This is a genomic window from Paraperlucidibaca baekdonensis, from assembly GCF_003387535.1.
Taxonomy (GTDB): domain Bacteria; phylum Pseudomonadota; class Gammaproteobacteria; order Pseudomonadales; family Moraxellaceae; genus Perlucidibaca; species Perlucidibaca baekdonensis.
The window spans coordinates 152,099-175,921 of record NZ_QUNR01000003.1 but is presented as its reverse complement, the minus strand read 5'-3'; the positions used below and the strand labels follow the sequence as shown (position 1 = coordinate 175,921).

General features: G+C 56.1%; 20 protein-coding genes and 2 tRNA genes. 12 read left to right on the top strand and 10 right to left on the bottom strand.

What is annotated here, in order from left to right:
- Positions 1–91: 91 nt before the first annotated feature.
- From mmsB to DFR26_RS07360, 3 genes are read right to left on the bottom strand one after another with little or no spacing between them, the layout of a single operon-like run.
- Positions 92–1,018 carry a 3-hydroxyisobutyrate dehydrogenase gene (mmsB, locus tag DFR26_RS07370; RefSeq protein WP_116208322.1) on the bottom strand — a complete coding sequence of 309 codons (927 nt, stop codon included), beginning with the start codon at positions 1,016–1,018 and terminating at the stop codon, positions 92–94.
- 27 nt (positions 1,019–1,045) lie between these two features.
- Positions 1,046–2,206, bottom strand: coding sequence for an acyl-CoA dehydrogenase family protein (locus DFR26_RS07365; RefSeq protein ID WP_116208321.1), 1,161 nt, complete (start codon positions 2,204–2,206; stop codon positions 1,046–1,048).
- Positions 2,207–2,216: 10 nt separating this feature from the next.
- Positions 2,217–3,719, bottom strand: coding sequence for a CoA-acylating methylmalonate-semialdehyde dehydrogenase (locus DFR26_RS07360; protein WP_116208320.1), 1,503 nt, complete (start codon positions 3,717–3,719; stop codon positions 2,217–2,219).
- 80 nt (positions 3,720–3,799) lie between these two features.
- Between DFR26_RS07360 and DFR26_RS07355 the strand changes: the two genes are divergently transcribed.
- From DFR26_RS07355 to DFR26_RS07335, 5 genes are all read left to right on the top strand, one after another.
- The gene (locus tag DFR26_RS07355; RefSeq protein WP_116208319.1) at positions 3,800–4,717 is read left to right on the top strand and encodes a LysR family transcriptional regulator; all 918 of its coding nucleotides are present in this window, start codon (positions 3,800–3,802) and stop codon (positions 4,715–4,717) included.
- Positions 4,718–4,921: 204 nt separating this feature from the next.
- Positions 4,922–6,895 carry a hypothetical protein gene (locus tag DFR26_RS07350; protein ID WP_116208318.1) on the top strand — a complete coding sequence of 658 codons (1,974 nt, stop codon included), beginning with the start codon at positions 4,922–4,924 and terminating at the stop codon, positions 6,893–6,895.
- A gap of 170 nt (positions 6,896–7,065) precedes the next feature.
- Positions 7,066–8,172: an S-(hydroxymethyl)glutathione dehydrogenase/class III alcohol dehydrogenase gene (locus tag DFR26_RS07345; RefSeq protein ID WP_116208317.1), complete on the top strand. Its 1,107-nt coding sequence runs from the start codon at positions 7,066–7,068 to the stop codon at positions 8,170–8,172.
- A 1-nt stretch (position 8,173) separates the two neighbouring features.
- Positions 8,174–9,031 (top strand): S-formylglutathione hydrolase, encoded by an 858-nt coding sequence (gene fghA / locus DFR26_RS07340; RefSeq protein ID WP_281269886.1) that lies wholly within the window; start codon positions 8,174–8,176, stop codon positions 9,029–9,031.
- A 14-nt stretch (positions 9,032–9,045) separates the two neighbouring features.
- Entirely contained in the window at positions 9,046–10,056 is a 1,011-nt protein-coding gene (locus tag DFR26_RS07335; RefSeq protein ID WP_116208316.1) for a DUF4394 domain-containing protein, read from the top strand.
- 63 nt (positions 10,057–10,119) lie between these two features.
- Here DFR26_RS07335 and DFR26_RS07330 read toward each other — a convergent pair whose 3' ends face one another.
- Positions 10,120–11,214, bottom strand: a complete 1,095-nt coding sequence (locus DFR26_RS07330; protein WP_116208315.1) for a mechanosensitive ion channel family protein — start codon at positions 11,212–11,214, stop codon at positions 10,120–10,122.
- 209 nt (positions 11,215–11,423) lie between these two features.
- On the opposite strand from DFR26_RS07330, the gene DFR26_RS07325 reads away from it, so the two are divergent.
- Both DFR26_RS07325 and DFR26_RS07320 read left to right on the top strand, forming a co-directional pair.
- A tRNA-Ser gene (locus tag DFR26_RS07325) sits at positions 11,424–11,514 on the top strand.
- Between the two features lie 89 nt (positions 11,515–11,603).
- Positions 11,604–11,680 (top strand) — tRNA-Arg (locus DFR26_RS07320).
- Between the two features lie 83 nt (positions 11,681–11,763).
- Here the strand turns inward: DFR26_RS07320 and DFR26_RS07315 are convergent.
- Positions 11,764–12,078: a hypothetical protein gene (locus tag DFR26_RS07315; protein WP_116208314.1), complete on the bottom strand. Its 315-nt coding sequence runs from the start codon at positions 12,076–12,078 to the stop codon at positions 11,764–11,766.
- 163 nt (positions 12,079–12,241) lie between these two features.
- Here DFR26_RS07315 and DFR26_RS07310 point away from each other — a divergent pair, with 163 nt between their 5' ends.
- A complete protein-coding gene (locus tag DFR26_RS07310; protein WP_116208313.1) occupies positions 12,242–12,919 on the top strand; it encodes a response regulator transcription factor in 678 nt (225 codons plus the stop codon).
- A complete protein-coding gene (locus DFR26_RS07305) occupies positions 12,919–14,067 on the top strand; it encodes a sensor histidine kinase (RefSeq protein WP_116208312.1) in 1,149 nt (382 codons plus the stop codon). The genes DFR26_RS07310 and DFR26_RS07305 overlap by 1 nt, the downstream gene beginning before the upstream one ends.
- A gap of 18 nt (positions 14,068–14,085) precedes the next feature.
- Here DFR26_RS07305 and DFR26_RS07300 read toward each other — a convergent pair whose 3' ends face one another.
- Positions 14,086–15,045, bottom strand: a complete 960-nt coding sequence (locus DFR26_RS07300; protein ID WP_116208311.1) for a beta-ketoacyl-ACP synthase III — start codon at positions 15,043–15,045, stop codon at positions 14,086–14,088.
- Between the two features lie 141 nt (positions 15,046–15,186).
- Positions 15,187–17,274: a TonB-dependent receptor gene (locus tag DFR26_RS07295; protein WP_116208310.1), complete on the bottom strand. Its 2,088-nt coding sequence runs from the start codon at positions 17,272–17,274 to the stop codon at positions 15,187–15,189.
- A gap of 152 nt (positions 17,275–17,426) precedes the next feature.
- On the opposite strand from DFR26_RS07295, the gene DFR26_RS07290 reads away from it, so the two are divergent.
- Together DFR26_RS07290 and DFR26_RS07285 are read left to right on the top strand one after the other, a co-directional pair.
- A complete protein-coding gene (locus tag DFR26_RS07290; RefSeq protein ID WP_116208309.1) occupies positions 17,427–18,914 on the top strand; it encodes a SulP family inorganic anion transporter in 1,488 nt (495 codons plus the stop codon).
- Between the two features lie 44 nt (positions 18,915–18,958).
- A complete protein-coding gene (locus tag DFR26_RS07285) occupies positions 18,959–19,813 on the top strand; it encodes a universal stress protein (RefSeq protein WP_116208573.1) in 855 nt (284 codons plus the stop codon).
- Here DFR26_RS07285 and DFR26_RS07280 read toward each other — a convergent pair.
- Complete coding sequence (locus tag DFR26_RS07280) at positions 19,810–20,946, bottom strand: GNAT family N-acetyltransferase (RefSeq protein WP_116208308.1); 1,137 nt, start codon at positions 20,944–20,946, stop codon at positions 19,810–19,812. The genes DFR26_RS07285 and DFR26_RS07280 overlap by 4 nt on opposite strands.
- A gap of 3 nt (positions 20,947–20,949) precedes the next feature.
- A complete protein-coding gene (gene nhaB, locus DFR26_RS07275; protein ID WP_116208307.1) occupies positions 20,950–22,467 on the bottom strand; it encodes a sodium/proton antiporter NhaB in 1,518 nt (505 codons plus the stop codon).
- Positions 22,468–22,665: 198 nt separating this feature from the next.
- Between nhaB and DFR26_RS07270 the strand changes: the two genes are divergently transcribed.
- A complete protein-coding gene (locus tag DFR26_RS07270; RefSeq protein ID WP_116208306.1) occupies positions 22,666–23,571 on the top strand; it encodes an acyltransferase in 906 nt (301 codons plus the stop codon).
- Between the two features lie 13 nt (positions 23,572–23,584).
- Here the strand turns inward: DFR26_RS07270 and csrA are convergent, their stop codons facing one another.
- Positions 23,585–23,782 (bottom strand): carbon storage regulator CsrA, encoded by a 198-nt coding sequence (gene csrA / locus DFR26_RS07265; protein WP_116208572.1) that lies wholly within the window; start codon positions 23,780–23,782, stop codon positions 23,585–23,587.
- Positions 23,783–23,823: the final 41 nt, after the last annotated feature.

The window sequence follows — 23,823 nt, the reverse complement described above, 5'->3', positions numbered from 1 at the left end:
AAGACTCAGCGCAAACATGCACTCCTGAAAAACAACCCGAAAGCTGCAACGAACACAGACCCTATCACTTATTAACACCGATCGCAGCGTCTTAAGCCTTTTGTAACATCCGCACAATGCTGGAGAAATCCAGGCCACCGCTGCCACCGGCGCTATGCACAGCGTAGAGCTGGCGCGCTAAACCACCGAGCGGAATGGGCGCTTGTGCGCCAAGCGCGGCATCGCTGGCCAAGCCTAGATCTTTGAGCATCAGGTCGGTGCCAAAACCGCCGCTGTAATCACGGCTGGCCGGCACACCGTCCATCACGCCAGGCATGGGGTTGTACTTCTGCAAGGACCAATTGTCGCCTGAGCTTTGCTTCATGATGTCCGACAACACGCTGGCATCGAGGCCTAAACTCACGCCTAAGTTCAGCGCCTCAGCGCTGCCAATCATGTGGATGGCCAAAAGCATGTTATTGCAGACTTTCGCGACTTGTCCGGCGCCATGGCCGCCGGCGTGGAAGATGTTTTTGCCCATGGCGGCGAGTAAGGGCTTGGCGGCTTCAAAGGCATCTAGATCACCGCCAACAATAAACGTCAGCGTGGCGTTGGTCGCACCGGCTGTGCCGCCGGAGACCGGCGCATCAATCAGACTAATGCCCTTCTCAGCAGCGGCTTTGGCGACCTTGCGGGCACTTTCGGGGGCAATGGTGCTGCAATCAATCACGCGCACCGAGGTATCTAATTGCGCCAATAAGCCGTCCTTGCCAAGGTATAAACCCTCAACATGATGACTCGCCGGCAGCATGGAAATCACCACTTCAGCGCCTTCAATGGCCTGCGCGGCGCTATCGACCACGCAAACGCCAGCCTCCGCCACGCGCGCACGTGCATCGCTCGATAAATCGGTGGCGCAGACTTTAAAGCCGGCTTTTTGCAGGTTGATGGCCATGGGACCACCCATATTGCCGAGGCCGATAAATGCGATGGTAGTAGTCATAATTATTCTCTTTTTTAGGTCAGGCTGAGACGGCATCAGGGCCGCGTTTTTAACGCGTTTGCATCAACGAATCGCCTCGGGCGCATCGGCCTCGAGCATACGGCGGGCAATAATCACCCGCATGATCTCATTGGTGCCTTCCAAAATCTGATGCACACGGGAGTCGCGCACTAATCGCTCGAGCGGATAATCGCGCAAATAGCCGTAGCCGCCGTGCAGCTGCAGGGCGTCATTGCAGATCGTGAAGCCGGCGTCGGTGGCGAAGCGTTTAGCCATCGCGCAATACGTGCTGGCGTCACGATGGCCGGCGTCGAGCTTGCTGGCCGCGAGACGAATCATCTGGCGAGCCGCGACAAGCTCGGTGGCCATGTCGGCGAGGCGAAATTGCAGCGCTTGGAACTCGGCGAGTGCTTTCCCGAATTGCTTGCGCTCGCCCAAATAGGCCTGCGCGGCGGTCAACGCACCTTGGGCAGCACCCACTGAGCAGGTGGCGATATTGATGCGGCCGCCATCGAGCCCTTTCATGGCAATGCGGAATCCCTCGCCCTCTTCACCTAGGCGGTTGGCCGCCGGCACGCGCACGTTATCGAAAAAAATGGCACGCGTGGGCTGGCTATTCCAGCCCATTTTTTCCTCTTTCTTGCCGTAGCGAATGCCGGCGAGCGTGGCCGGAACGGCAAACGCCGAAATGCCCTTAGCGCCAGGTGCGCCGGTGCGCGCCATGACCACCAACATGTCGGTGCTACCCGCGCCGGAGATGAACATCTTGCTGCCATTGAGCACGTAGTCGTCGCCGTCGCGGCGCGCTGAAGTTTTTAATTGCGCAGCATCGGAGCCGGCATCGGGCTCGGTTAAGCAATACGAGGCCAGCTGCGCGCCCGAGGTCAAGCGCTCGCCCCATTCGGCGGTGAGCGCTGGCTGACCCCAGCTGCAGAGCATCCAGGTCGCCATATTATGGATGGTGAAAAATGCCGCCGTGGACGGGTCAGCCGCCGCGAGCTCTTCAAACACCAAGGCCGCATCGAGGCGTGAGAGGCCTAAGCCGCCCTGCGCTTCCGGCGAGTACAAGCCGCAAAAACCGAGCGCACCACCTTGACGAATGGCCTCAACCGGAAACATGGACTCGGCATCCCATTGCGCGGCATGCGGTGCGAGCTCGTGGCGGGCAAAATCACGCGCCACCTGCACAAAGGCAAGCTGATCATCGCTCAGTTCAAAGTTCACGCCAGCCCCCTCAACGCAGGCTGATGGTGGTGTTGACGGTGCTCACCGCATCTTCGTCGAACCAACGCGCGGTGATGGTTTTGGTTTGCGTGTAGAACAGCACGACTTGCTTGCCATAGGGGCCAAGATCGCCGAGTTTCGAGCCACGCGATCCGGTAAAAGAAAACAGTGGCACGGGCACCGGAATCGGCACGTTAATGCCGACCTGACCGACATCGATCTCTTCTTGGAAATGCCGCGCGGCACCGCCAGAGCGCGTAAATAGGCCAGTGCCATTGCCATTAGGGTTGGCATTAATTAGTGCGATGGCGTCATCGAGCGTGTCGACTTCGACCACGCAAAGCACGGGGCCAAAAATTTCTTCGTCATAAATGCGCATGCCCGGCTTCACGCCAGCAAACAGCGTGGGCGCAACAAAGTTGCCGTTCTCATAGCCTTTGACCACAGGGTTACGGCCATCGAGCACGAGTCGTGCACCTTCGGCAATGCCAGCCTCAATGAGCGACTCAATGCGCGCTTTCGCGGCGCAGGAAATCACCGGGCCAATCTCGGTCCCGGCAATATGCCCGGCATTAACGCTCAGGGTTTTTGCACGCTCAGCGAGCTCATCGACCCATTCGCGCGCCTCACCAACCAGCACCACCACCGACGAGGCCATGCAGCGCTGACCGGCGGCGCCAAAACCGGCACCGGCTAAGGCATTGAGCGTTTGCTCTTTGGGCGCATCGGGCAACACCACCACGTGGTTTTTCGCGCCCATCATGCATTGCGCGCGCTTACCGCTGGCCGTGGCGCGATGGTAAACGTGCGTGCCGACTTTCGTGGAGCCGACGAAGGAAATCGCCTTGATGTCAGGGTGGTCACACAGGCCATTGACGGTGTCGACCGCGCCATGCACCACATTCAGTACACCGGCGGGGATGCCGGCCTCAACCGCCAGCTCGACCAAGCGCATAGTGCTCATCGGGTCTTGCTCAGAAGGTTTCAGCACGAAGGTATTGCCACAGGCAATGGCCATCGGGAACATCCACAGCGGAATCATCGCGGGAAAATTAAACGGCGTAATACCAGCACAAACGCCAAGCGGTTGCTGCAAGGTGTAGGTATCCACGCCATTGGCGACGTTGTTAGCAATTTCGCCCATTTGCAGCGAGCCGATGTTTGCGGCGTGCTCAACCACCTCTAAGCCACGAAAAATATCGCCCTCGGCATCGGGCAGGGTTTTGCCTTGCTCAGCGGTCAGTAGCGCGGCGACCTCAGCGGTATTTTCGCGAATGAGCTGTTGGTACTTCAAAAAGATGCGAGCGCGCGCGCCAATCGGCGTTTTGCGCCAGGTTTTAAACGCGGCTTTCGCAGCGGCCACAGCGGCATTGAGCTCGTCTTCAGTCGCTAGCGGCACACGCGCCAAAACTTCTTGTGTGGCGGGGTTAACAACATCGCGCCATTGCGTGGTTGTCGACTCAATAAACTCACCATTGATGAGCAGTTTCACGGTGGGGATAGCGTGCGACATAGCGATAGGCCTTGTGTAAGTTCACAAACACTATATACAGGCTAAAATGCAATATGAACCGGAAATAAGTCCTAATTGATATGCAAAAAAACCTGAACTGGGATGACCTGCGCTTTTTTCTCGAAGTCGCCCGCGCCGGCACCGCCAGCGCTGCCTCACGGCGCTTAGGCGTGGATTACACCACGGTGGCGCGACGTATCCGCAGCCTTGAAGAAAGCTTAGGCGCGCTATTGTTTGATAAATCGCGCAGCACCGGCTTCACACTGACCGTCGACGGCCAGCACTTATTGCGTCATGCCGAGACCATGGAAGCCGCCATGGAGGCCGCGCACGCCGAAGTCTCCGGTACCGGCAGTGCACTCTCTGGGCATGTGCGCATCGGCTGCACCGAGGCCTTTGGCACCTATTTTGTGGCCCCGCAAATGGCCAATTTCCAAGATCATTACCCAAATATTTCCATCGATGTCTTGCCGGTGCCGCACTTTGTTAGCCTGTCGCGGCGTGAAGCCGATATTGCCATCACGCTGGAGCGCCCCGCGCGTGGGCCTTATGTGACCAGCAAACTCTGCGACTATCGCCTCAAGCTCTACGCCACGACCGACTACCTCGCTCACCACCCGCGCATCACCAGCATCGATGACCTCAAAGCACACGACTTTATTCATTACGTGGAAGCCTTGGCGTTTAGTCCACAGCTGCTCTACCTCAATGACATTGTCGCCAATGCCCGCAGCCGCCTGCGCTGCACCAGCACCTTGGCGCAATACCACGCCGCGCTGCAAGGCCGTGCGTTGGCTATATTGCCGTGCTTTGTCGCCGAGCAAGATCCGCGCTTAGTCGCTGTCTTGGCCGATACCGTGCGCATTACGCGGCACTTTTGGCTGTCGTATAGCGAGGACTTGCGGCGCTTAAAGCGCGTCACCGAGGTGGCGCATCACCTCATTGAAGCTGCGCACAGGCAAAAACACTGGCTCATGGGCGAACTCAGCGCCTTTTAAATCAAACAGATGTCCGTTCGACTAAAACCCATCACCACTCGTCTGCCGACGAAAATCTTTACATTTGTATAACAAATAACCAACAAAAGTGGTCTTTTTAACTATACACGGGTAAATTCCTACTTGCCCAGATGGGTTCATCTTGTCGTCAAGGATGTCGCACCCCCAAGTCATGAGACTCATACCAAGAAGAAAAAAAGTTTAGTGGTTGCCCTGGCATTAACCGCCAGCGCCTCATGGGCTGCTTTCAGCCTGTCGTCATTACCGATTCCATTACCGGCGCAGCTCACCAGCCCGCTCGATAGCGCACTCAGCTCGCTACAAGGCGCGCTCGCACAAAGCCCCTTGGGAGCGATTACCACCCCCATCAGCGAGAACCTGCCTGCGGCACCTGCCGATAGCCCATTGGCGGCATTAGGCGATAACAACCCCTTAGCTGGCGGCTCGTTACTTGACCCCACTCAGGCCGCGGCGGCACTTACTGCACTGACCATGGGGCGTGACTTGCCCGCGCCACTGTCATTGGAGCTGACCAAGTTTTTAAGCGATTTCGGCACGCTCACCCCCGGCGGTGAACAAAGCCCCGAAATGGCAGACATGTCGCAAGACCTCATCAGCTTCCTGATGGGCTCACTGACCAGCGCCGGTGCCGCACCCAGCCTGCCAAATGGCTTACCCAATGGTATTCCCGGCTTAGATGGCATCCCTGGCCTCGATAGCCTACCCGGTGCTGGCAGTCTGCCCGGCGGCGGCATTCCCTTTGCCAGCGGTGGTCAACCCTCGCTTGATGACCTCTTCAATGCCTATGGTCTAGCCACCACCGTAGGTTATTTGGTGGCCACCTATGCCGTGCCCGATCTCGGCCCTTGGATCCTGCCGCACAATGTCCGCAGCCTGAATAACTACGTGAAAACCACCAACAACACCGTCACCGAAGGCACGGTGATTATTCCGTTCATCACCGCCGGTGTCAGTCGCGGGCAATCGTTCACCATCACCAACACCACTGATGTCGATGCGGTGATCGCCACGGCACTCGATCAGCACACGGTGAATGACACCATCGTCATTCAGGCACCGTTGTCGATTGAAGTGAAAATCACCGGCACCTGCTTATCGACATTCTTTGGTCGTTGCACCAATGTAAATCTCGTGACCACCACGGAGAATGTGCAAGGCAAAACGCTGGCCACCAACGCCAGCTACACCTTTGCCTATCCGCTCAATGCCGGCCAGTTCCCGACCCGCGCCACGGCCATGGATATTTTCCAAGTCGCCTATGACGCACTCGGCAACTTAAACGACCAGAAGCCCCGCGAAGCCACGGCGGCTAGCCCCTTGGCGAGCATTCCTGGCCTATCCGGTTTGACCGGTCAATTGCCCTTACCGCTCGACACCGGTTTAGCTGACCTTTCCACACAAGCCCCTGCGGTAAACTCCTACGGCGTGCAAGTCACCCGGGGTGGCGCAGTAGACTCAGCGGCCAGCCAGCTCTTAGCGCCCGTGCTCAATGCACTGCCTATTGGCCCGCTGAATATCCGTCGCGTGGAGCCTGTGGTGGGTAACAACGGCAATCCGCTGCCTTTGCCACTGCCCTTCCAAGCCGCCGGCTCGCTCAATGGCCAAGACTTCGGCAGCTTATTGCAGCTCGACTCACGACTGGGCATGACGGCTGGCTACGCGGTCAATACCGTGAAAACCGGCACCATCAACATCATGGCTGTACGTTGGCATAACCTCGGCACCGAAACACTGGGCCGCGCCATCGATGACGTGGGCGGCAAACTGCTCGGTGCACAGCTCGGCAGCCTGACATCGGCCATTCCTGGCGCGGAGAACATTCCCGGTCTGGACCAAGTGCCCGGCTTGCCTGGCTTACCAGCCGATGCGCCAAGCGCTGCCTCGCTGTTGAAGTCGGCACCTGCCACGTTCTACTACGATGTGCCCGCCGGCGAATATCTGCTCGGTGAAGAACGCGCCAACGGCAATAGCCTGATCGCGCTCGACTACCCCGTGGCCGGCACGCCGCCCAGCCTGAGCATTCCGCCCACGCTGCCGAGCGCCGCCGACCTGCAAACCTTGGCTAGCAACATCCAAGCGCTGCTCTCCGGTGGTGGCGCGGGCCTACCCACTGGTCTGCCTGACTTAGGCGTGCCTGCTGCACCCACCTTGCCGTAAACGGTGATCTGTCGCAGGCGCCAGCGCCTGCTGACTTCAGCGAGAGTAGCTTAACCGTTGCTCTCGCTTTTTTTTGCCCACGGCAATCGCTCAGTCTTTAAGCGCTTGCATGGGTGACGCTTACGCCTGCACTTGCTATGGTTTAGGCCATCTTCAAAATGAGTACTTTTATGAAAACGCGCGCTGCTGTGGCCTGGAAAGCCGGCCAACCCCTGACCATTGAAACCGTCGATTTAGCGGGCCCGAAAGCCGGTGAAGTGTTGGTGGAAATTAAAGCCACGGGCATTTGCCATACCGACTACTACACGCTCAGCGGTGCCGATCCTGAGGGCATTTTCCCGTCGATTTTGGGCCACGAAGGCGCCGGCGTAGTGGTTGATGTGGGCCCTGGCGTGAAGTCATTGCGCAAGGGCGATCACGTGATTCCGCTCTACACCCCTGAGTGCCGCGAATGTAAATTTTGCCTATCGCAAAAGACCAATCTCTGCCAAGCCATCCGCAGCACGCAAGGTCGCGGTCTTATGCCCGACGCCACCTCACGTTTTTCGCTCAATGGCCAAGATTTATTTCACTACATGGGCACGTCGACTTTCTCAAATTACATCGTGGTGCCGGAGATCGCCTTGGCAAAAATCCGCGAAGACGCGCCCTTCGATAAGGTCTGCTACATCGGCTGCGGCGTCACCACGGGTATTGGCGCAGTGTTGTTTACGGCAAACGTGGAAGCCGGCGCCAACGTGGTGGTGTTCGGTCTCGGCGGTATCGGCCTCAATGTCATTCAGGGCGCGAAAATGGTCGGCGCGGGCAAAATCATCGGTGTCGATTTAAACCCCGAGCGCGAAAAAATGGCGCGCGAGTTTGGCATGACGCATTTTATTAACCCGAACGATGTGGAAAACGTGGTCGACGCCATTGTGCAACTGACCGATGGCGGTGCCGACTACAGCTTCGAATGCATCGGCAACACCAAAGTCATGCGCGATGCCCTCGAATGCACACACAAAGGCTGGGGCCGCAGCATCATCATTGGCGTGGCTGAAGCTGGCGCGGAAATCAGCACACGGCCATTTCAGCTAGTGACCGGGCGCAAATGGGAAGGCTCGGCCTTCGGTGGCGCGCGCGGCCGCACCGATGTGCCGAAAATCGTCGACTGGTATATGGAAGGCAAAATCAATATCGACTCGCTGATCACGCATAAACTCAAGCTCGACGACATCAATAAAGGCTTTGAGCTGATGAAGGCCGGCGAGTCGATCCGCTCGGTCGTGGAGTTTTAATGTGGCTTTTTTAAGCACCAGCGAAGCGTTCACAACGCGCAGCCAACATGCCTGTTTTGGTGGCGTGCAAGGCTTTTACATGCATGACTCCAGCGCCATTGGCCTGCCCATGCGCTTCTCGGTCTATCAACCACCGCAAGCCGCTCATGGCTCCGTGCCGGTGGTGTTTTTTCTGGCCGGCCTGACTTGCACGGATGAGACCTTTATGGTCAAAGCCGGTGCGCAGCGAATCGCCGCTGAGCTCGGTTTGATGCTGGTGGCCTGTGACACCAGTCCGCGCGATATCGAACTGCCCGGCGATCGTGATTACTGGGATTTCGGCGTCGGTGCCGGCTTTTACCTCGATGCCACTGAGCAACCCTGGGCTAAACACTACCGCATGGGCAGCTATGTGCTGGAGCTGCGCGAGCTAGTTCTCAAGCACTTTTCCGCACAGGCTGAGCACGTGGGCATCATGGGTCACTCCATGGGCGGCCACGGCGCGCTGACCATTGGCCTAAAAAACCCGGCGCTGTTTCAGTCGGTGTCGGCCTTTGCACCAATTGCAGCGCCCAGCGACTGCCCCTGGGGCGAAAAAGCCTTCAGCCACTATTTGGGCGATGACCGCAGCAGCTGGCGCGCCTATGACGCCACCGCCTTAGTCGAAGATGGTCAACGCACCACCGCACTGCTCGTTGATCAGGGCTTAGATGATCAGTTTCTCATCAATCAGCTACACCCGGCCCGCTTTGAAGCGGCGTGTTTGGCCGCTGGCCAGCCGCTAACGCTGCGCCGTCAGAGCGGGTATGATCACGGCTATTATTTTATCAGCAGCTTTATTGCTGACCACCTACACCATCACGCGCAACTGCTGCGCTAACCACAGGATTACCTATGCAATTTCCAGTCAAACCACTGGCCTACGGCCTCGCTCTCATGGCCGGTGCTGGCCTGCTCGGCGCCTGTGGCGGCGGGTCAAATAATGATGGCCCACGCATCCAAGTCAGCCCCGCCAATGCCTATTTGCTGACCAGCAACAACCGCATCATTGGCGTGGATTTAGATGACACCGAGTTTGCGCGCACGGTAGCGGCGATTGCACAAAACACGAGTACAACGAGTAGTGTCAACGCACTCGATGTTGGCGAAGAGATCCTCGATATTGACTATCGTAACGCTGAAGGCTTGCTGTACGGCCTAACGCGTGTCGGCAGCGAGGGTCGAATTATCCTAATTGATCCCATTAATGGCACAGTTTTTCGCCGTGGCAGACTCGTGATTGTTGGCGACGCAAGCGCGATGCCGCCAACAACCGATCAAAATATCGTGCTGAATCCAAACACAAACTACACCATCGACTTCAACCCAGCAGTCGATAAACTGCGCATTTTAGGCAGTGACGGTACAAACCTGCGTGTCACCATCGATGCCAACAGCTCAGTAACAGCAGCAACACCAACCATTGCAGCTACTTTGCAAGACGATAGCTTAAACTGTGGCACCCCGGCTGCTACGGGCTGCACAGAGCCTCTCGTCTTAACTGGCGCTGCATACACGGATGAACGCTCTATGACGCCGCCAACGCGCTTATTCGGCATGGATACTCGCAATACCTATGCACTCAACGCAAATGCAGGCACCGTCACCACAGTGCGTGCATTGGGTGTCTCGGGTGTTACCAGAGTGAATGGCTATGACATTAACCCTTCCAATGAGCAGGGCGTTGCTGTCTTTACCATTGCGTCTACACCATCGGTTTATGCAGTTGATAGCACCTTAAATGCAACCACTAGCGCAGCAACCTTTTTGACGTCGCTCCCTGTACTTCCATCTGTTCAAGGCACGCAAGAACAATACACTGGACTTAGCTTAGTCACTGGCGCCAACCCCACCGTCGCACCATAACAACGCTAAACCTCCACACATAAAAAAACGGGCCAAATGGCCCGTTTTTTATATCCACATCAATTACGCGGCATCACCTTTTGCGGCGGCCATTTTCACGTGCAATGGCTCGCTGCTTTGCGGCTGCACAAACAGCGTTTGTGTGGGGTATGCAAACTCAATGCCCTCTTCTTCAAAGCGCGTAAACAGCGCCAAGTTGATGTCCTGCTGCACACCCAGGCCCACAGCGTAGTCAGGCTCGGTCATCCAGTACACCACCTCGAAGTCTAGCGAGGAGTCGCCAAAGCCGCGGAAATGCGCACGGTTAAAGCGCGCACTGGGCACCGACTCAACCATCTCTTGCACCATCGCTGGAATCTTACGCAGCTGCTCCGCTGGCGTTTGATACGTCACGCCAAATGTAAACAGCATGCGACGCTCTTCCATACGCTTATAGTTACGAATCCGCGTTTTCAGCAAATCGCTATTAGAAACAATGATTTGCTCACCAGTAACACTGCGCAGGCGGGTGGTTTTCAAGCCCACATGCTCGACTGTGCCAAAGTAGGTATCGACCAAGATGGTATCGCCAATGACAAACGGTTTATCGATGACAATCGACAAACTGGCGAACAAGTCACCAAGGATGTTTTGCAGCGCCAAAGCCACCGCGATACCACCGACACCGAGACCGGCGACCAAGGCGGTCACATCAACGCCGAGGTTGTCGAGCATGAGCATGGAGACAATCGCCCACAGCAAAATTTTACCGATGAAGTAGACAGCGCCCAAGCTCGTGGCCGCCGCCCCTTCGCTATTTTTGCTGCGATAGGTCTCGATCCAGAAGCTCAGACCGCCATTGAGCCAAAGGCCAAGCTGCAAGAAGCCAGACACGGTGGCCACGGTAATCAGTGTTTTGTCGATTTGATCGGAGAGCTCTAGGTAGCGCGTACCGATCATCAAAGTCACACCAAGGATCAAAAACTGCTTGGTACGCTTGGCGATTTCAATCAGTGCATCGTCGACATTGCTGCTAGTGCGCGCGGCGAGCTTGGCGCCACGAGTAATAATGACCCATTTGATTAAGCCTAAAATCACGTTGATGCTGAGTGCCAGCGCGAGTGCATACGCCCACTCTTCGAGGGTGTTACCTAACCATTTCTGCGATAAATCCAGCATAAAAATCCCTTATAACGAAAACGTCCATTATACGGACGTCTCAGTCAGTCTCAAGTTGACGCGCTTGCGCCACGACCTAGTTGCACAAAATTAGCCGTTAATTTAAGCAATCATTTCGGCTGCGATGGCATTGACCAGTTTTCACGCAGCAAATTGTCCGCTAAGGCTTTTCAATCCGTGCCGGCCTCTGTATCATCGCCCACCTTGACGGAGAGTTGACCGAGAGGCCGAAGGTGCTCCCCTGCTAAGGGAGTAGGGGTCAAAAGCCCCTCAAGGGTTCGAATCCCTTACTCTCCGCCATTTTTCATCGTGTGTTTGACCGTTGTTTTTTCAACCAAATACGCTTGACGATGAATAGGCCGATACGCATAATGCGCGGCCACAACGATGCGCCCATAGCTCAGCTGGATAGAGCACCAGGCTACGAACTTGGGGGTCGGGAGTTCGAATCTCTCTGGGCGCACCATATAAAACAAAGGGTTAACTGGAAACAGTTAACCCTTTTGTCTTTCTACAGTCTGCGGGGTACCACTCAGGGCACCGCCGGACTCAATCTCTAGCTTTTTCGTCACGATGCGCTTTGCGCTTCGCCTCATGCTTCGCGGCAATCTCGCGCTGCTCTGGTGTTAAAATAGTGTGCATTTTTTCCCGAAACGCTTGGCGTTGCTCGCGATGTATGTCGCGCATTTGCTGTTTTTGTGCATCGGTTAATTTCAGCTCGCGCATGCCCTCGCGCGGGCCTTTCTCGTGATGACGATCATGCGCCGCCTTATCTGAGCTAAACCATCCAGCTTGTGCCGTTGCGGGCAGAGCCATCGATAGTGCCGATACCGCCATGAGCGCAGTCAGTGTTTTCTTCAACATCGTTATATCCTCAGAGTTAATAAGATCAGTGGTGATCCGTGACCGCAGTGTGCCAACGCGCCGCGTAAACTTGCGTTAAGGGCACTGTAAAGCTAAGTAAAGGTGCCGATACGCCGGCACCAAGGCCGTATCATTAGCCCACACACACGCGCCGAGTCTCGCTATGCAACCGATTTTACTTGTCGATGATGATCGCGAACTCACCGAACTGCTCGCGACGTATTTATCTGCCGAGGGCATCAGTACTGAAACCGCGCATGATGGTGAGTCGGGCGCGGCCTTAGCGCTTAGCGGGCGCTTTCAGATGGTCATTCTCGACGTCATGATGCCCGGCATCAGCGGCATCGAGACCTTGCGGAAAATCCGCCAACACAGCGCGATTGCGGTGCTCATGCTGACCGCGAAAGGCGACGACATCGATCGTATTATTGGCCTTGAACTGGGCGCCGATGATTACGTGCCGAAGCCTTGCTCACCGCGGGAAATTCTCGCGCGCATTCGTGCCATTTTGCGCCGCGGCGACAACAGCAACCCCGATACACCACTGAGCAGCGGCGGCTTAACGCTAGCACCAATGCAACGCCGCGCGCATTGGCATGACCACTCGCTCGAGCTCACCAGCACCGAATTTAGCCTGCTCGAAGCACTGATCAGCCACGCCGGGCGCATCGTCAGCAAAGCCCAACTCTCTGAGCTAGCTCTAGGCCGCAAGCTCATGCGCTATGACCGCAGCATTGACGTGCACATCAGCAGCATTCGCCAAAAACTCAGCGCCCTTGGCGAGCCCGGCGGGTTAATCGTGACTGTGCGTGGCCAAGGCTACCAACTGCGAGCCGACTGATGGGCCGTTTATTTTGGAAGCTCTTGCTGGGCTTTTGGCTGGCCTTGATCAGCGCGAGTGTCATTGTCGGGGTGGCGGTTAATCATGAACGCGACCGCGCGCGCGCCGAGGCCACACAAGCCTTGCTGGCGGCCAATCCTGAGCTGTTTAACGACGGCGTCATTAGCCCTGATGAGCGCCGGCAATGGCGGCAGATGCGGCGCGAACTGCGCTTGCAAGCCGGCCTTAAACCACCCCAGCCACCTGGTCGCCAACCTTACTGGCTCGGTCTCATCGGGCTGCTCGCCAGTCTGGCGTTTAGCGCGGTGATTGCTTGGTATTTGGCAAAACCCATCCGCCATTTACGCCACGCCTTACATCAAATTGCGCACGGCGATCTCGACACTCGCGTGGCTGCCGAGATGGATGGCCGCCGCGATGAACTCGCCGACTTAGGCGTAGCATTTGACCAAATGGCAACGCAGTTGCAGCAGCAAATTCAGGCGCAAAAACGCCTATTGCACGATGTCTCGCATGAGTTGCGCTCGCCGCTTGCGCGCTTGCAAATGGCCATTGGCATTGCTCAGCAATCGCCTGAGGCACTACAAGCCAGCCTCAGGCGCATTGGAACCGAATCGGAGCGCCTCGACACGCTGATTGGCGAGCTGCTGACACTGTCTCGACTAGAGAATCCGGCGGCGGTACTCCATCGCCAATCGACCGATCTCAGCGAGCTAGTCGCCAGTATTGTCGATGATGCACGCTATGAGCTGGGTACGACCGGCACGCGCATAACCTTCGCCGGCCCGTCAGCGCTCACGATCATGCTTGATGAAACACTGATCGGCCGCGCCATTGAGAATATCATTCGCAATGCCGTCAAGTTCGGCGCAGATGGCAGCATGATCAGCGTTTATCTCAGCGAAAATGCTGATGCCATACAGCTCAGTGTTCGCGATGGCGGGCCTGGCCTTGCCGAGGCCGATCTGTCGCGCATATTTGAGCCATTTTATCGCGGCGAGAGCACCGATAAGTCTCGTCAGCGCAGTGGCTACGGGCTTGGCTTGGCCATCGCGCAACACGCTGTAAAGGCCCACGGTGGCTCACTCACGGCGGATAACATCAAGCCGCATGGCTTGTCCGTGATGCTGACGCTGCCGAAAAGCTGAGGACAGAGGTCGTGCTTTTTAAAACCGAAACAACACCGAGCCCCAGGTCATGCCACCACCCACACCCTCAACAAGCACCAACTGCCCAGGCTGAATGCGACCATCGCGCACAGCGGTATCGAGCGCCAGAGGCACCGAGGCCGCTGAGGTATTGCCATGCTTAGCCACGGTGGTAATGACCCGCTCACGGGCTAAGCCGAGCTTATCGGTGGTGCTATTGATGATGCGCATATTGGCCTGATGCGGCACCAGCCAATCCAAGTCGGCCACACCATAGCCGTTGTGCGCTAACGCCTCGGTGGCGCACTCATGCAGCACGCGCGTGGCCAGACGAAACACCGCGCTGCCATCCATTTGCAAATAGGGGTTGTCGGCCAAACGGCCAGCTGATACACCGCCATCGACCTGTAAAATATGGCCTTGGCTACCATCAGCGTGTAAATGGCTCGATAAAATGCCGGGTGTTTCTGAGGCTTTTAGTACCACCGCGCCGGCGCCATCGCCGAAAAGCACACAAGTACGCCGATCATTCCAGTCGAGTAAGCGCGAAAATATCTCCGCGCCGACCACCAAGGCGCAGCGGTGCTGACCGGAGGCGATGAATTTATCGGCTACCGATAGCGCGTAAACAAAGCCGGTGCATACCGCCTGCACATCAAAGGCCGCGCCCTGTTTCACGCCCAAACGCGCCTGCAGCAAGCACGCCGTGCTCGGAAACACCTTGTCGGGCGTGGTCGTGGCCACCACGATCAAATCGATATCATCAGCACACACGCCCGCCGACTGCATAGCGGCGCGCGCGGCATGCTCAGCCAAGTCGGTGGTTTTTTCACCCTCGGCAGCAATGTGGCGCGCCTCAATGCCGGTGCGCGAGACAATCCATTCGTCACTGGTCTCAATGGTAGTTTGCAGCTCGCTATTGGTGACAATGCGCTCAGGCAAATAACTGCCAGTGCCGGCAATTTTCGAATACTTCATCGCGCGTCTCCGTAAAAACTCAGGCGGCACGATAATACGACTGATCAGTCACGACCAGAAATATTCAGCACTAGACTTAAGTCGGAGAGGTTTTCTCATAAAAAAGCCCTGACGAATCAGGGCTTTTTTAGTTTGCAACGCTTAGAACGAATACACCGCCGTTACGCGCGCATTGGTGGGCGAGCCTGGGCTGATGTTGTTGTTGTTGTGAGCACTCAACACATAGTCGCTATTCAAGAGGTTTTCCACATTGAGTTGCAATCGCAAGTCTTTGCTTGCCTGCATATAAAATGCCGCATCGACACGCGCGTAGCCCGGCAGCACCACACTGTTGTTGTCGAGAGCAAACATCTCGCTGCGACTCACCACGCCTAAAGCGGCACCATATGTCTCATTGAGGTCATAGCGATTCCACAGCGAAAAACTGTGACGTGGCGTTTGTGATGTTTCATTACCCGCGGCAATGCCGCGCTGCCCCTCTTTAATAGCACTGTCGGCGTAAGCGTAGCCACCGACCACTTGCCACTTCGACGTGATGCGCCCTTGTACGCCAAGCTCCACGCCCTTGACCACCGTGTTATCGATGAGGATTCTACGTTGGTTATCCAAAGGATCAGTGGCCGCGATATTGTCACGCACGGTGCGATACAGCGCTGCATTAACACTCAAGCGCTCATTAACGTCCCATTTAGCGCCGAGCTCGTGGTTGACACTTTCTTCGGGCACGAAATTGCTGGTTCGCGCATCGAGGCCGGTGAGCTGATCACCTGCTTGTGGCTGAAATGCTTGGCTGTAACTGGCATAGAGCGACACGTCTTGGCGTGGTTTATAAATCAGCGCCGCGCGAGGCGATAACTCGGTGTCGGTGACCGTGGCTTGGAAGTTGTTGCGCACGTCATCGAAGTCAGTTTTAAAGCGGTCACGACGTACACCCACAATCACGTCCCACTGCTCATTGATCGCGATTTGATCTTGCGCATAAATCGAGACGGTGCTGACGACGGTGTCGCGATCGCGAGCACGGGGACCTGAGAAATCGGCTGTGGCAATAGGATTTGCTGCCGATACCGAGATGCTTGTGGTATTGGCGTTAGCTGGAAATACACCATTGATGCGGAAGTTTTCAGAGTCCTGACGCGCTAACTCTATGCCAGTGACTAGCTGATGCTTAACCTTTCCAGTCGTGAAATTAAAAATCGCATCGGTTTGGTTAAACAGGTTTTGGCGCTGCGTATCTTCACGGTAAGCGGCCAGATTTAAGTTGCCAGCAGTCACAGCACTATTGGCGTAAACATTCTGATAATACTTATCGTAATCGGCAAATCGGGTCTTGTTGCTCACCACCACGCCGTTATCAAAACGGTGTTCAATGCTGGCATTTAAAGCCGTCACCGTAGTCTCAGTCGGGCTTTGCGCGGCATTACCGAAAAACGTGGACTCATCGGTGGCAAATGGCTTGCCATTTTGCGAGGGAATGCCGCGATCGGTAACACGCTTATCGTTGAAATACTCAGCGCCGAGCACGATTTTTGTGGCATCCGTGGCTTGGATGGTCAACGTTGGGCTGAGGCCATTGCGGCGTAAATCGACACCATCGCGGAAGCTGTCGGACTGCTCCGTGACCACATTGACACGGCCCGCAACGCGCTCGCTCAAGCCGCCACCAATATCTAATGCACCGCGCGCATGACCAAAGCTGCCACCTGAGAGAGTCAGTTCTCGCACCGGCGACCAGCCTGCTTCTTTTTGCACCCGATTAATGACACCGCCATTGCCACCGCGACCAAATGCCAAGCCGTTAGCGCCGCGCAAAACTTCAACGCGATCAATATTGTAGAGGTCGCGGTAGTATTGCACGTCATCGCGCAGGCCATCGACATAAAAGTCGCCAGTCGTGGTGTTGCCACGAATAATTGCCGCATCACGATTACCTTCACCTTGCGCAAAACTTACGCCCGGTGTGTATTTCACGGCATCGGCCAGGCTTTGCGCCGACTGGTCATCAAGCTGAGTGCGGCTAATCACGCTAATCGACTGCGGCGTGTCTTTCAGCGCCGTATTGGTTTTCAGCGAGGAGCTGCTGCCTACGCCTTGATAGCCATCGGTGGGTAGCTCGGCGGCGGCAGTAATTGATACCGCAGGCAAAGTTTTGGGGGCTTCAGCGGCCAATACGGGTGAGGCCGACAGCGCTAGGGCAACTGCTTGAGCCAACGGTGATTTCAGAAACATACAAAGCACTCCTCAGTAGATGGCGAGAATCTTACACGAAATGCTAATGCGATCAATTCTTATTTGCTTAAATTCACCGTAAAATGTCAACCGATTCAGAATCCGGTATCCTACGCGCCCCGCTGAACCGACGCCCCTGTGTAGGATGCTCCATGACCCAAACCCTCAAGCAGCAATGGCTGTCTAACCCGCGCGCTGATTTTCTCGCTGGCCTCGTGGTCGCACTCGCCTTGATTCCCGAAGCCATTGCCTTTTCCTTGATCGCCGGCGTGGACCCGAAAGTTGGGCTTTACGCCTCATTTTGTATTGCCGTGGTCATCTCCTTTGTTGGCGGTCGCCCAGGCATGATCAGCGCCGCCACCGGCGCCATGGCCCTACTCATGGTGACGCTGGTTAAAACGCATGGCTTGCAATACTTGCTCGCCGCCACGCTGCTCTGCGGCGTGCTGCAAATTATTGCGGGCTATCTGCAACTCGGCAGCCTGATGCGCTTTGTTTCGCGCTCGGTGGTTACCGGCTTTGTGAATGCGCTAGCGATTTTGATTTTCATGGCGCAGCTGCCAGAACTCACCGATGTGCGTTGGCCGGTCTATGCCATGACTGCCGCGGGCTTGGGCATTATTTACCTATTTCCCTATGTGCCAAAAATTGGCCGCGTGATTCCCTCACCGCTGGTCTGCATTCTCACGCTCACCGGCGTGGCACTGGCGCTGGGCATCGATATCCGCACCGTGGGTGACATGGGTGAGCTGCCCGATACCCTGCCGATTTTCCTCTGGCCCGAGGTTCCGCTAAACCTCGAGACCTTCTGGATCATCCTGCCCTACTCGGCGGCTCTGGCCGTGGTTGGCCTACTCGAATCGATGATGACCGCGACCATTGTGGATGACCTCACCGACACCCCGAGTGATAAAAATCGCGAATGCAAAGGCCAGGGCGTGGCGAATTTAGCCGCCGGCATGTTTGGCGGCATGGCCGGCTGCGCCATGATTGGCCAGTCCGTCATCAATGTGAAATCGGGTGGCCGCACGCGCCTATCGACGTTCACTGCCGGCTTTGTGCTGCTGTTAATGGTGGTGTTTCTTAGCGAATGGGTCTCGCGCATCCCCATGGCCGCCTTGGTCGCGGTGATGATTATGGTCTCGATTGGTACGTTCAGCTGGGACTCATTGCGCAGCATGAAGAAAAACCCACTGTCGACCAATATCGTCATGGTCAGCACCGTGGCGGTAGTGGTTGCCACCCACAACCTTGCCTATGGCGTGTTGGTCGGGGTACTACTGGCGGCGCTATTTTTTGCGCATAAAATCGCACAGTTTTTGTATATCGAGTCGCTTCTCAGCGACGATGGCAAAACCCGCACGTATCGCGTCACCGGCCAAGTATTTTTTCCTTCAGCCGATCGCTTTATTGCCGCCTTCGACTTTAAAGAAGCCATCAGTCACGTGGTGATCGACCTCACGCGCGCGCATTTTTGGGATGTCACGTCAGTGGCCGCACTCGACAAAGTGGTCTTGAAGCTACGCCGCGATGGGACTACGGTGGATGTTTTAGGCCTTAATGAGGCCAGCGCCACTATTGTCGACCGCTTTGGTTTGCACGATAAACCGGAGGCGGCTGACCCATTTAAGGCGCATTAATGGCCGCGATTGCGAGCCGAAATTCAATCGCGCAGGAGTGTATGATGCCCGAGTTTATTGCCTGTATTGATGGCTCGCCGGCCACCGCCGCGGTCTGTGATGCCGCCGCCTGGGCAGTGGCAAGTCAGCCAGAGCCGGCCGTGACGCTGCTGCACGTGCTTGATCATACGCACTACCCGGTGGTCAGCGATTTCAGCGGCAGCATTGGTCTTGGGAGCCGCGAGCACTTGCTGGTGGCGCTAGCCGAACTCGATGAACAGCGCAGCAAGCTCGCGCTTGAGCAAGGTGAAGCATTGCTCGCCGATGCCAAAACGCGGCTACAAGCGCGCGGCATCAATGCCACCGCGCGCCAGCGCCACGGCGACCTCCTCGAATGCATACTCGAGCTCAGCGAGACCATGTCGCTGCTGATTATGGGCCGTCATGGCGACCTTAGCGCGCATCAGCATCGCCACATTGGCAGCCATGTGGAAAATGTCATTCGCGCGCTGCATCGCCCCATTCTCATTGCTCCCGATGACTTCGCGCCGCCAAAAACTGGCGTGTTACTCGCCTACGACGGCAGTGCCAGCAGTCGCCAAGCCGTGCAATTTCTCATGCATAACCCACTGTTTGCCGGCCTCCCCGTGCATTTGCTGATGATCGGCGCCGACACCCTAGACGCGCAGGCTCAGCTGCAATGGGCACAAACCCAGCTATTGAAAGCAGGCATCGATACCAGCGTGGCGATTCGCCCAGGGGATGTCAGCCGCGGCATCTTGGCCTATCAAGCGGATCATGGCCTCGACGCGGTGGTGATGGGTGCCTATGGTCATTCGCGGCTGCGGCAGTTTTTTGTTGGCAGCACCACCACCGCGCTGCTTCGCCACTGCCAAAGCCCGCTGCTACTGCTGCGCTAAGCCTCGCTATCTTGGCGATAGGGTAAATGCGCCTCGGCATCGTGTGCATAGGCGCGAACCTGGTGCGCTTCATTGCCCACAAAATCAGCCACAGCTTGGCGCAGCCCTGGGTGCTTGAGCTGATGCCAGGAATGCGTGATGACTGGCCGAAAGCCTCGCAAGAGCTTGTGCTCACCCTGCGCACCGGCATCGAAATGCATCACGCCCTCACGCATCGCAAGCTGCATGCCTTGATAAAAGCAGGCGTCGAAATGCAACGAGTCGATGCGCTCAACCGCACCCCAATACCGCCCAAAGAGACGCTCGGCGTCAACCAAGTAAAATGCCATGGCTACCGGCGTATGGCCGCGCGAGGCAATCAACACGCGAATAGCATGAGGCAAGCGCTCAGCCAGCAGACTGAAAAATGCCCGCGTTAAGTACGGCAGCTGGCCGCGCTCATGATAAGTATTGCTGTAGCAGGTGTAGACAAAATCCCATTGCGCCTCGCTGAGCTCATGGCCCGCTAAGCAGTCATAGCCAATGCCCGCGCGCTGCACCACCTCCATTTCGCGGCGGAACTTCTTACGCTTCGATGCGCGCAAGGCATCAAGGTAGTCTTGCAGATCACGCCAGCCCGGATTGTGCCAATGAAACTGCACGCCCTCGCGCGCTAATAACGTCGGCGCTTGCGCCAACCAAGGTGACTGCTCTGTCGATGTGAAGTTGATGTGCCAGCTCGATAATGGCTCGGCACCTAACCACTCACTCACGGCGACCTGCAAGGCTTGCTGATCAGCCACAGCCCCGCCAAAGCGCGCGCCGGTCACCGGCGAAAAGGGGATGCCGGTGAGCAATTTCGGATAATAGGCAATGCCCGCGCGGTAGCACGCATCGGCCCATCCCGAATCAAAGACGTACTCACCACACGAATGACTTTTGATATAGCTCGGCGCAGCGGCCAGCAAACCGCCATCATCAGCGCGCAACACCTGATGCGCCGGCTGCCAGCCAGTGGCAGCGCTCACTGAGCCGCTATCTTCGAGACTGCTTAAAAACGCATGCGTTAAAAATGGCTGGCTCTCCGCAAACAGCGCATCCCATTCGTCGGCCGTGACTTCGTTGATGCTGGCTAAACTGCTGCGCACCGCCATGCTTTATACGCTACCGGTAAACGCCATCATGGCCAGCAACCCAACAGCACTCATGACGATGGTATATGGCAGCGCCATAATCACCATGCGGCCGTAAGACAAACGCACCAAGGGCGCGATCGCCGAGGTCAACAAAAACAAAAATGCTGCTTGACCATTGGGTGTGGCCACGCTGGGCAAGTTGGTACCGGTATTAATGGCAATGGCTAAGTGCTCAAAATGCTCACGCGAGATACTGCCGCTATCAAACGCTGCTTTCACCTCGCTGATATAGACCGTGGCCACAAAGACGTTGTCGCTGATTGCCGAAAGCACACCATTGGCGATGAAAAACATGGTGGGCTGAATATCCAACGGCATGGCCAGCACCGCATTGATGATCGGCGTAAATAAATGCTGATCATGGATCACCCCAACAATGGCAAAAAACACCACCAGCAATGACGTAAATGGCAGCGCTTCTTCAAAGGCCTTACCGATTTGATGCTCTTCGGTGACACCATTGAGCGAGGTCGTCAGAATAATAATCAGCAGTCCAATCAGACCCACCTCAGCAACGTGAAATGCCAGGCCCAGAACCAAAATAATCGCCGCAACTGATTGCACAATGAGCGCTGCCTGCTGCTGCATGGTGCGTCGTTCTTGCTCGCGTTGGGCAAAGTCAGTCAGCACAATACGCACGGCGCTTGGCAGCCTTTCGCCATAACCAAACCAACGTGTTTTCTCCAGCAGCACACAGGTCATCAGGCCAGCAACAAGCACCGGCAAGCTGATCGGTGCCATCGCCATAAAGAAGCCCACAAAGTCCCAACCCACCACTTTTGCAATCAGAAGGTTTTGCGGCTCACCGACTAAGGTGCAGACACCACCGAGCGCGGTGCCCACGGCGGCATGCATTAACAAGCTGCGTAGAAAGCCGCGAAAGCGCTCTAAATCGCTGCGATGCAGCTCAACATTGCCATCATCGCTAGCGTCATGGTGCTCATTGTCGTGATGCACCGTTTTGCCCGATGCCACACGGTGATAGACACCGTAAAAGCCCACCGCCACACTGATGATGACCGCCGTTACCGTGAGCGCGTCTAAAAACGCCGACAAAATCGCCGCCACCAAACTAAATAGCAGCGATAGCAGCACTTTCGAGCGCACGGTCACTAGTAAGCGCGTAAACATCACCAACAAGACATCACGCATAAAATAAATACCGGCCACCATAAACATCAGCAGCAGTAATACCGGTAGGTTATGCGAGACCTCGGTGTAGACCGTCTCGGGGCTGGTCATGCCAATCAGTACCGACTCGATGGCCAACAACCCACCCGGCTGCAAGGGATAGCATTTCAAGGCCATGGCCAAGGTAAAAATAAACTCACCGACAATGATCCAGCCAGTGATGTAGCTACCCAGCAGCCACATCAGCACGGGGTTTATGGCGAGGAATGCCAAAATTGTCCATTTAAACCATAGCGGTGAATGACCAAGGAAATTGCGCATCAGCGCCTGCGAAAATGACTGGGTCATGAACGACTCTCTTTAATAGCGAATACTTGATTGGAGCAGACGTGAGCGCGCGGGCTCATTTTGCCGATACGCAAACTAGCATGACTTTAGTCGCAACGGCAGGGTAAACATGTATCGAGACGCAGCTGTCAACGCATAATACTTGCCAAGCGCCCAGAGGCTGTCACACTTTACGCTCAATATGGACTGAGTACGTTTATGATTTCTTTCTTACCGCGGCCGCTCCACGGTCTATTGATGGCCATTTTGTTGCTTGCAAATACGATTTTTTGGGTATTACCGCTGTATGCGTTGGTCATTCTCAAGCTCCTGCTACCCATTAAGCCCGTGCGTCATGCGCTGTCAGACCTGATGTCTTTATTGGCGCAATCGTGGGCGGCATGCAATAGCTTTTATGCCAACCACCTAATGCGTATTGACTGGGATATTCGCTTGCCGGCCAATCTCAACCGGCGCGGCCAGTACTTAGCCTGCGCGAACCATCAATCATGGAATGATATTTTTGTCCTGATGCGCGCATTTGGCTACAAAGCGCCATTTTTTAAGTTCTTTTTGAAGCAGGAGTTAATTTGGGTGCCGCTGCTGGGCCTGGCGTGGTGGGGCTTGGACTACCCATTTATGAAGCGCTTTACACGAGCTCAAGTGTTGAAGAACCCATCGCTCAAAGGCAAAGACATGGAGACCACACGTAAAGCCTGCGAGAAGTTCAAAGACTTACCAGTAATGGTATTGAACTTTTTGGAAGGCACACGCCTAACGCCTGAGAAACAAGCCAGCCAAAACTCGCCGTATCAGCACCTGCTCAAACCTAAGTCGGGTGGCTTCGCCTTTGCCACAACCGCATTTGGCGAGCGACTCAATGCCCTGCTCGATATTACGATTGTTTATCCCGATGGCTCGGTGGGATTTTGGGAGTTTCTTTGCGGGGATGTGCGGCGCGTCGTCGTTGATGTGCGTGAAATCACTATCCCCAGCGAGTTTTTCGCGGGGGATTATGAGTCGGACTCAGCCTTCAGAAGCCGCTATCACCAATGGATTGCGGCGCTTTGGTCCGAAAAAGACCAAAAAATTAGCGAGATACTCAGCAACGCATCCCGCCGATAACTCGCTTAACGACCTAGTCGGTGCTGCTCTCGGCATCATCGGCTGGTCTTTCTTGCTGAATGCGTTGATAAATCTCTTCGCGATGCACGGCAATATGCTTCGGCGCATTGACACCGATACGAACTTGATTGCCCTTAACACCGAGCACGGTTACGGTGACCTCGTCACCGACCATGAGGGTTTCACCCACCCGTCTGGTTAAAATTAACATGTTCACCACTCCAAAATGTTGACCTGACGCAAAGGCAAAGA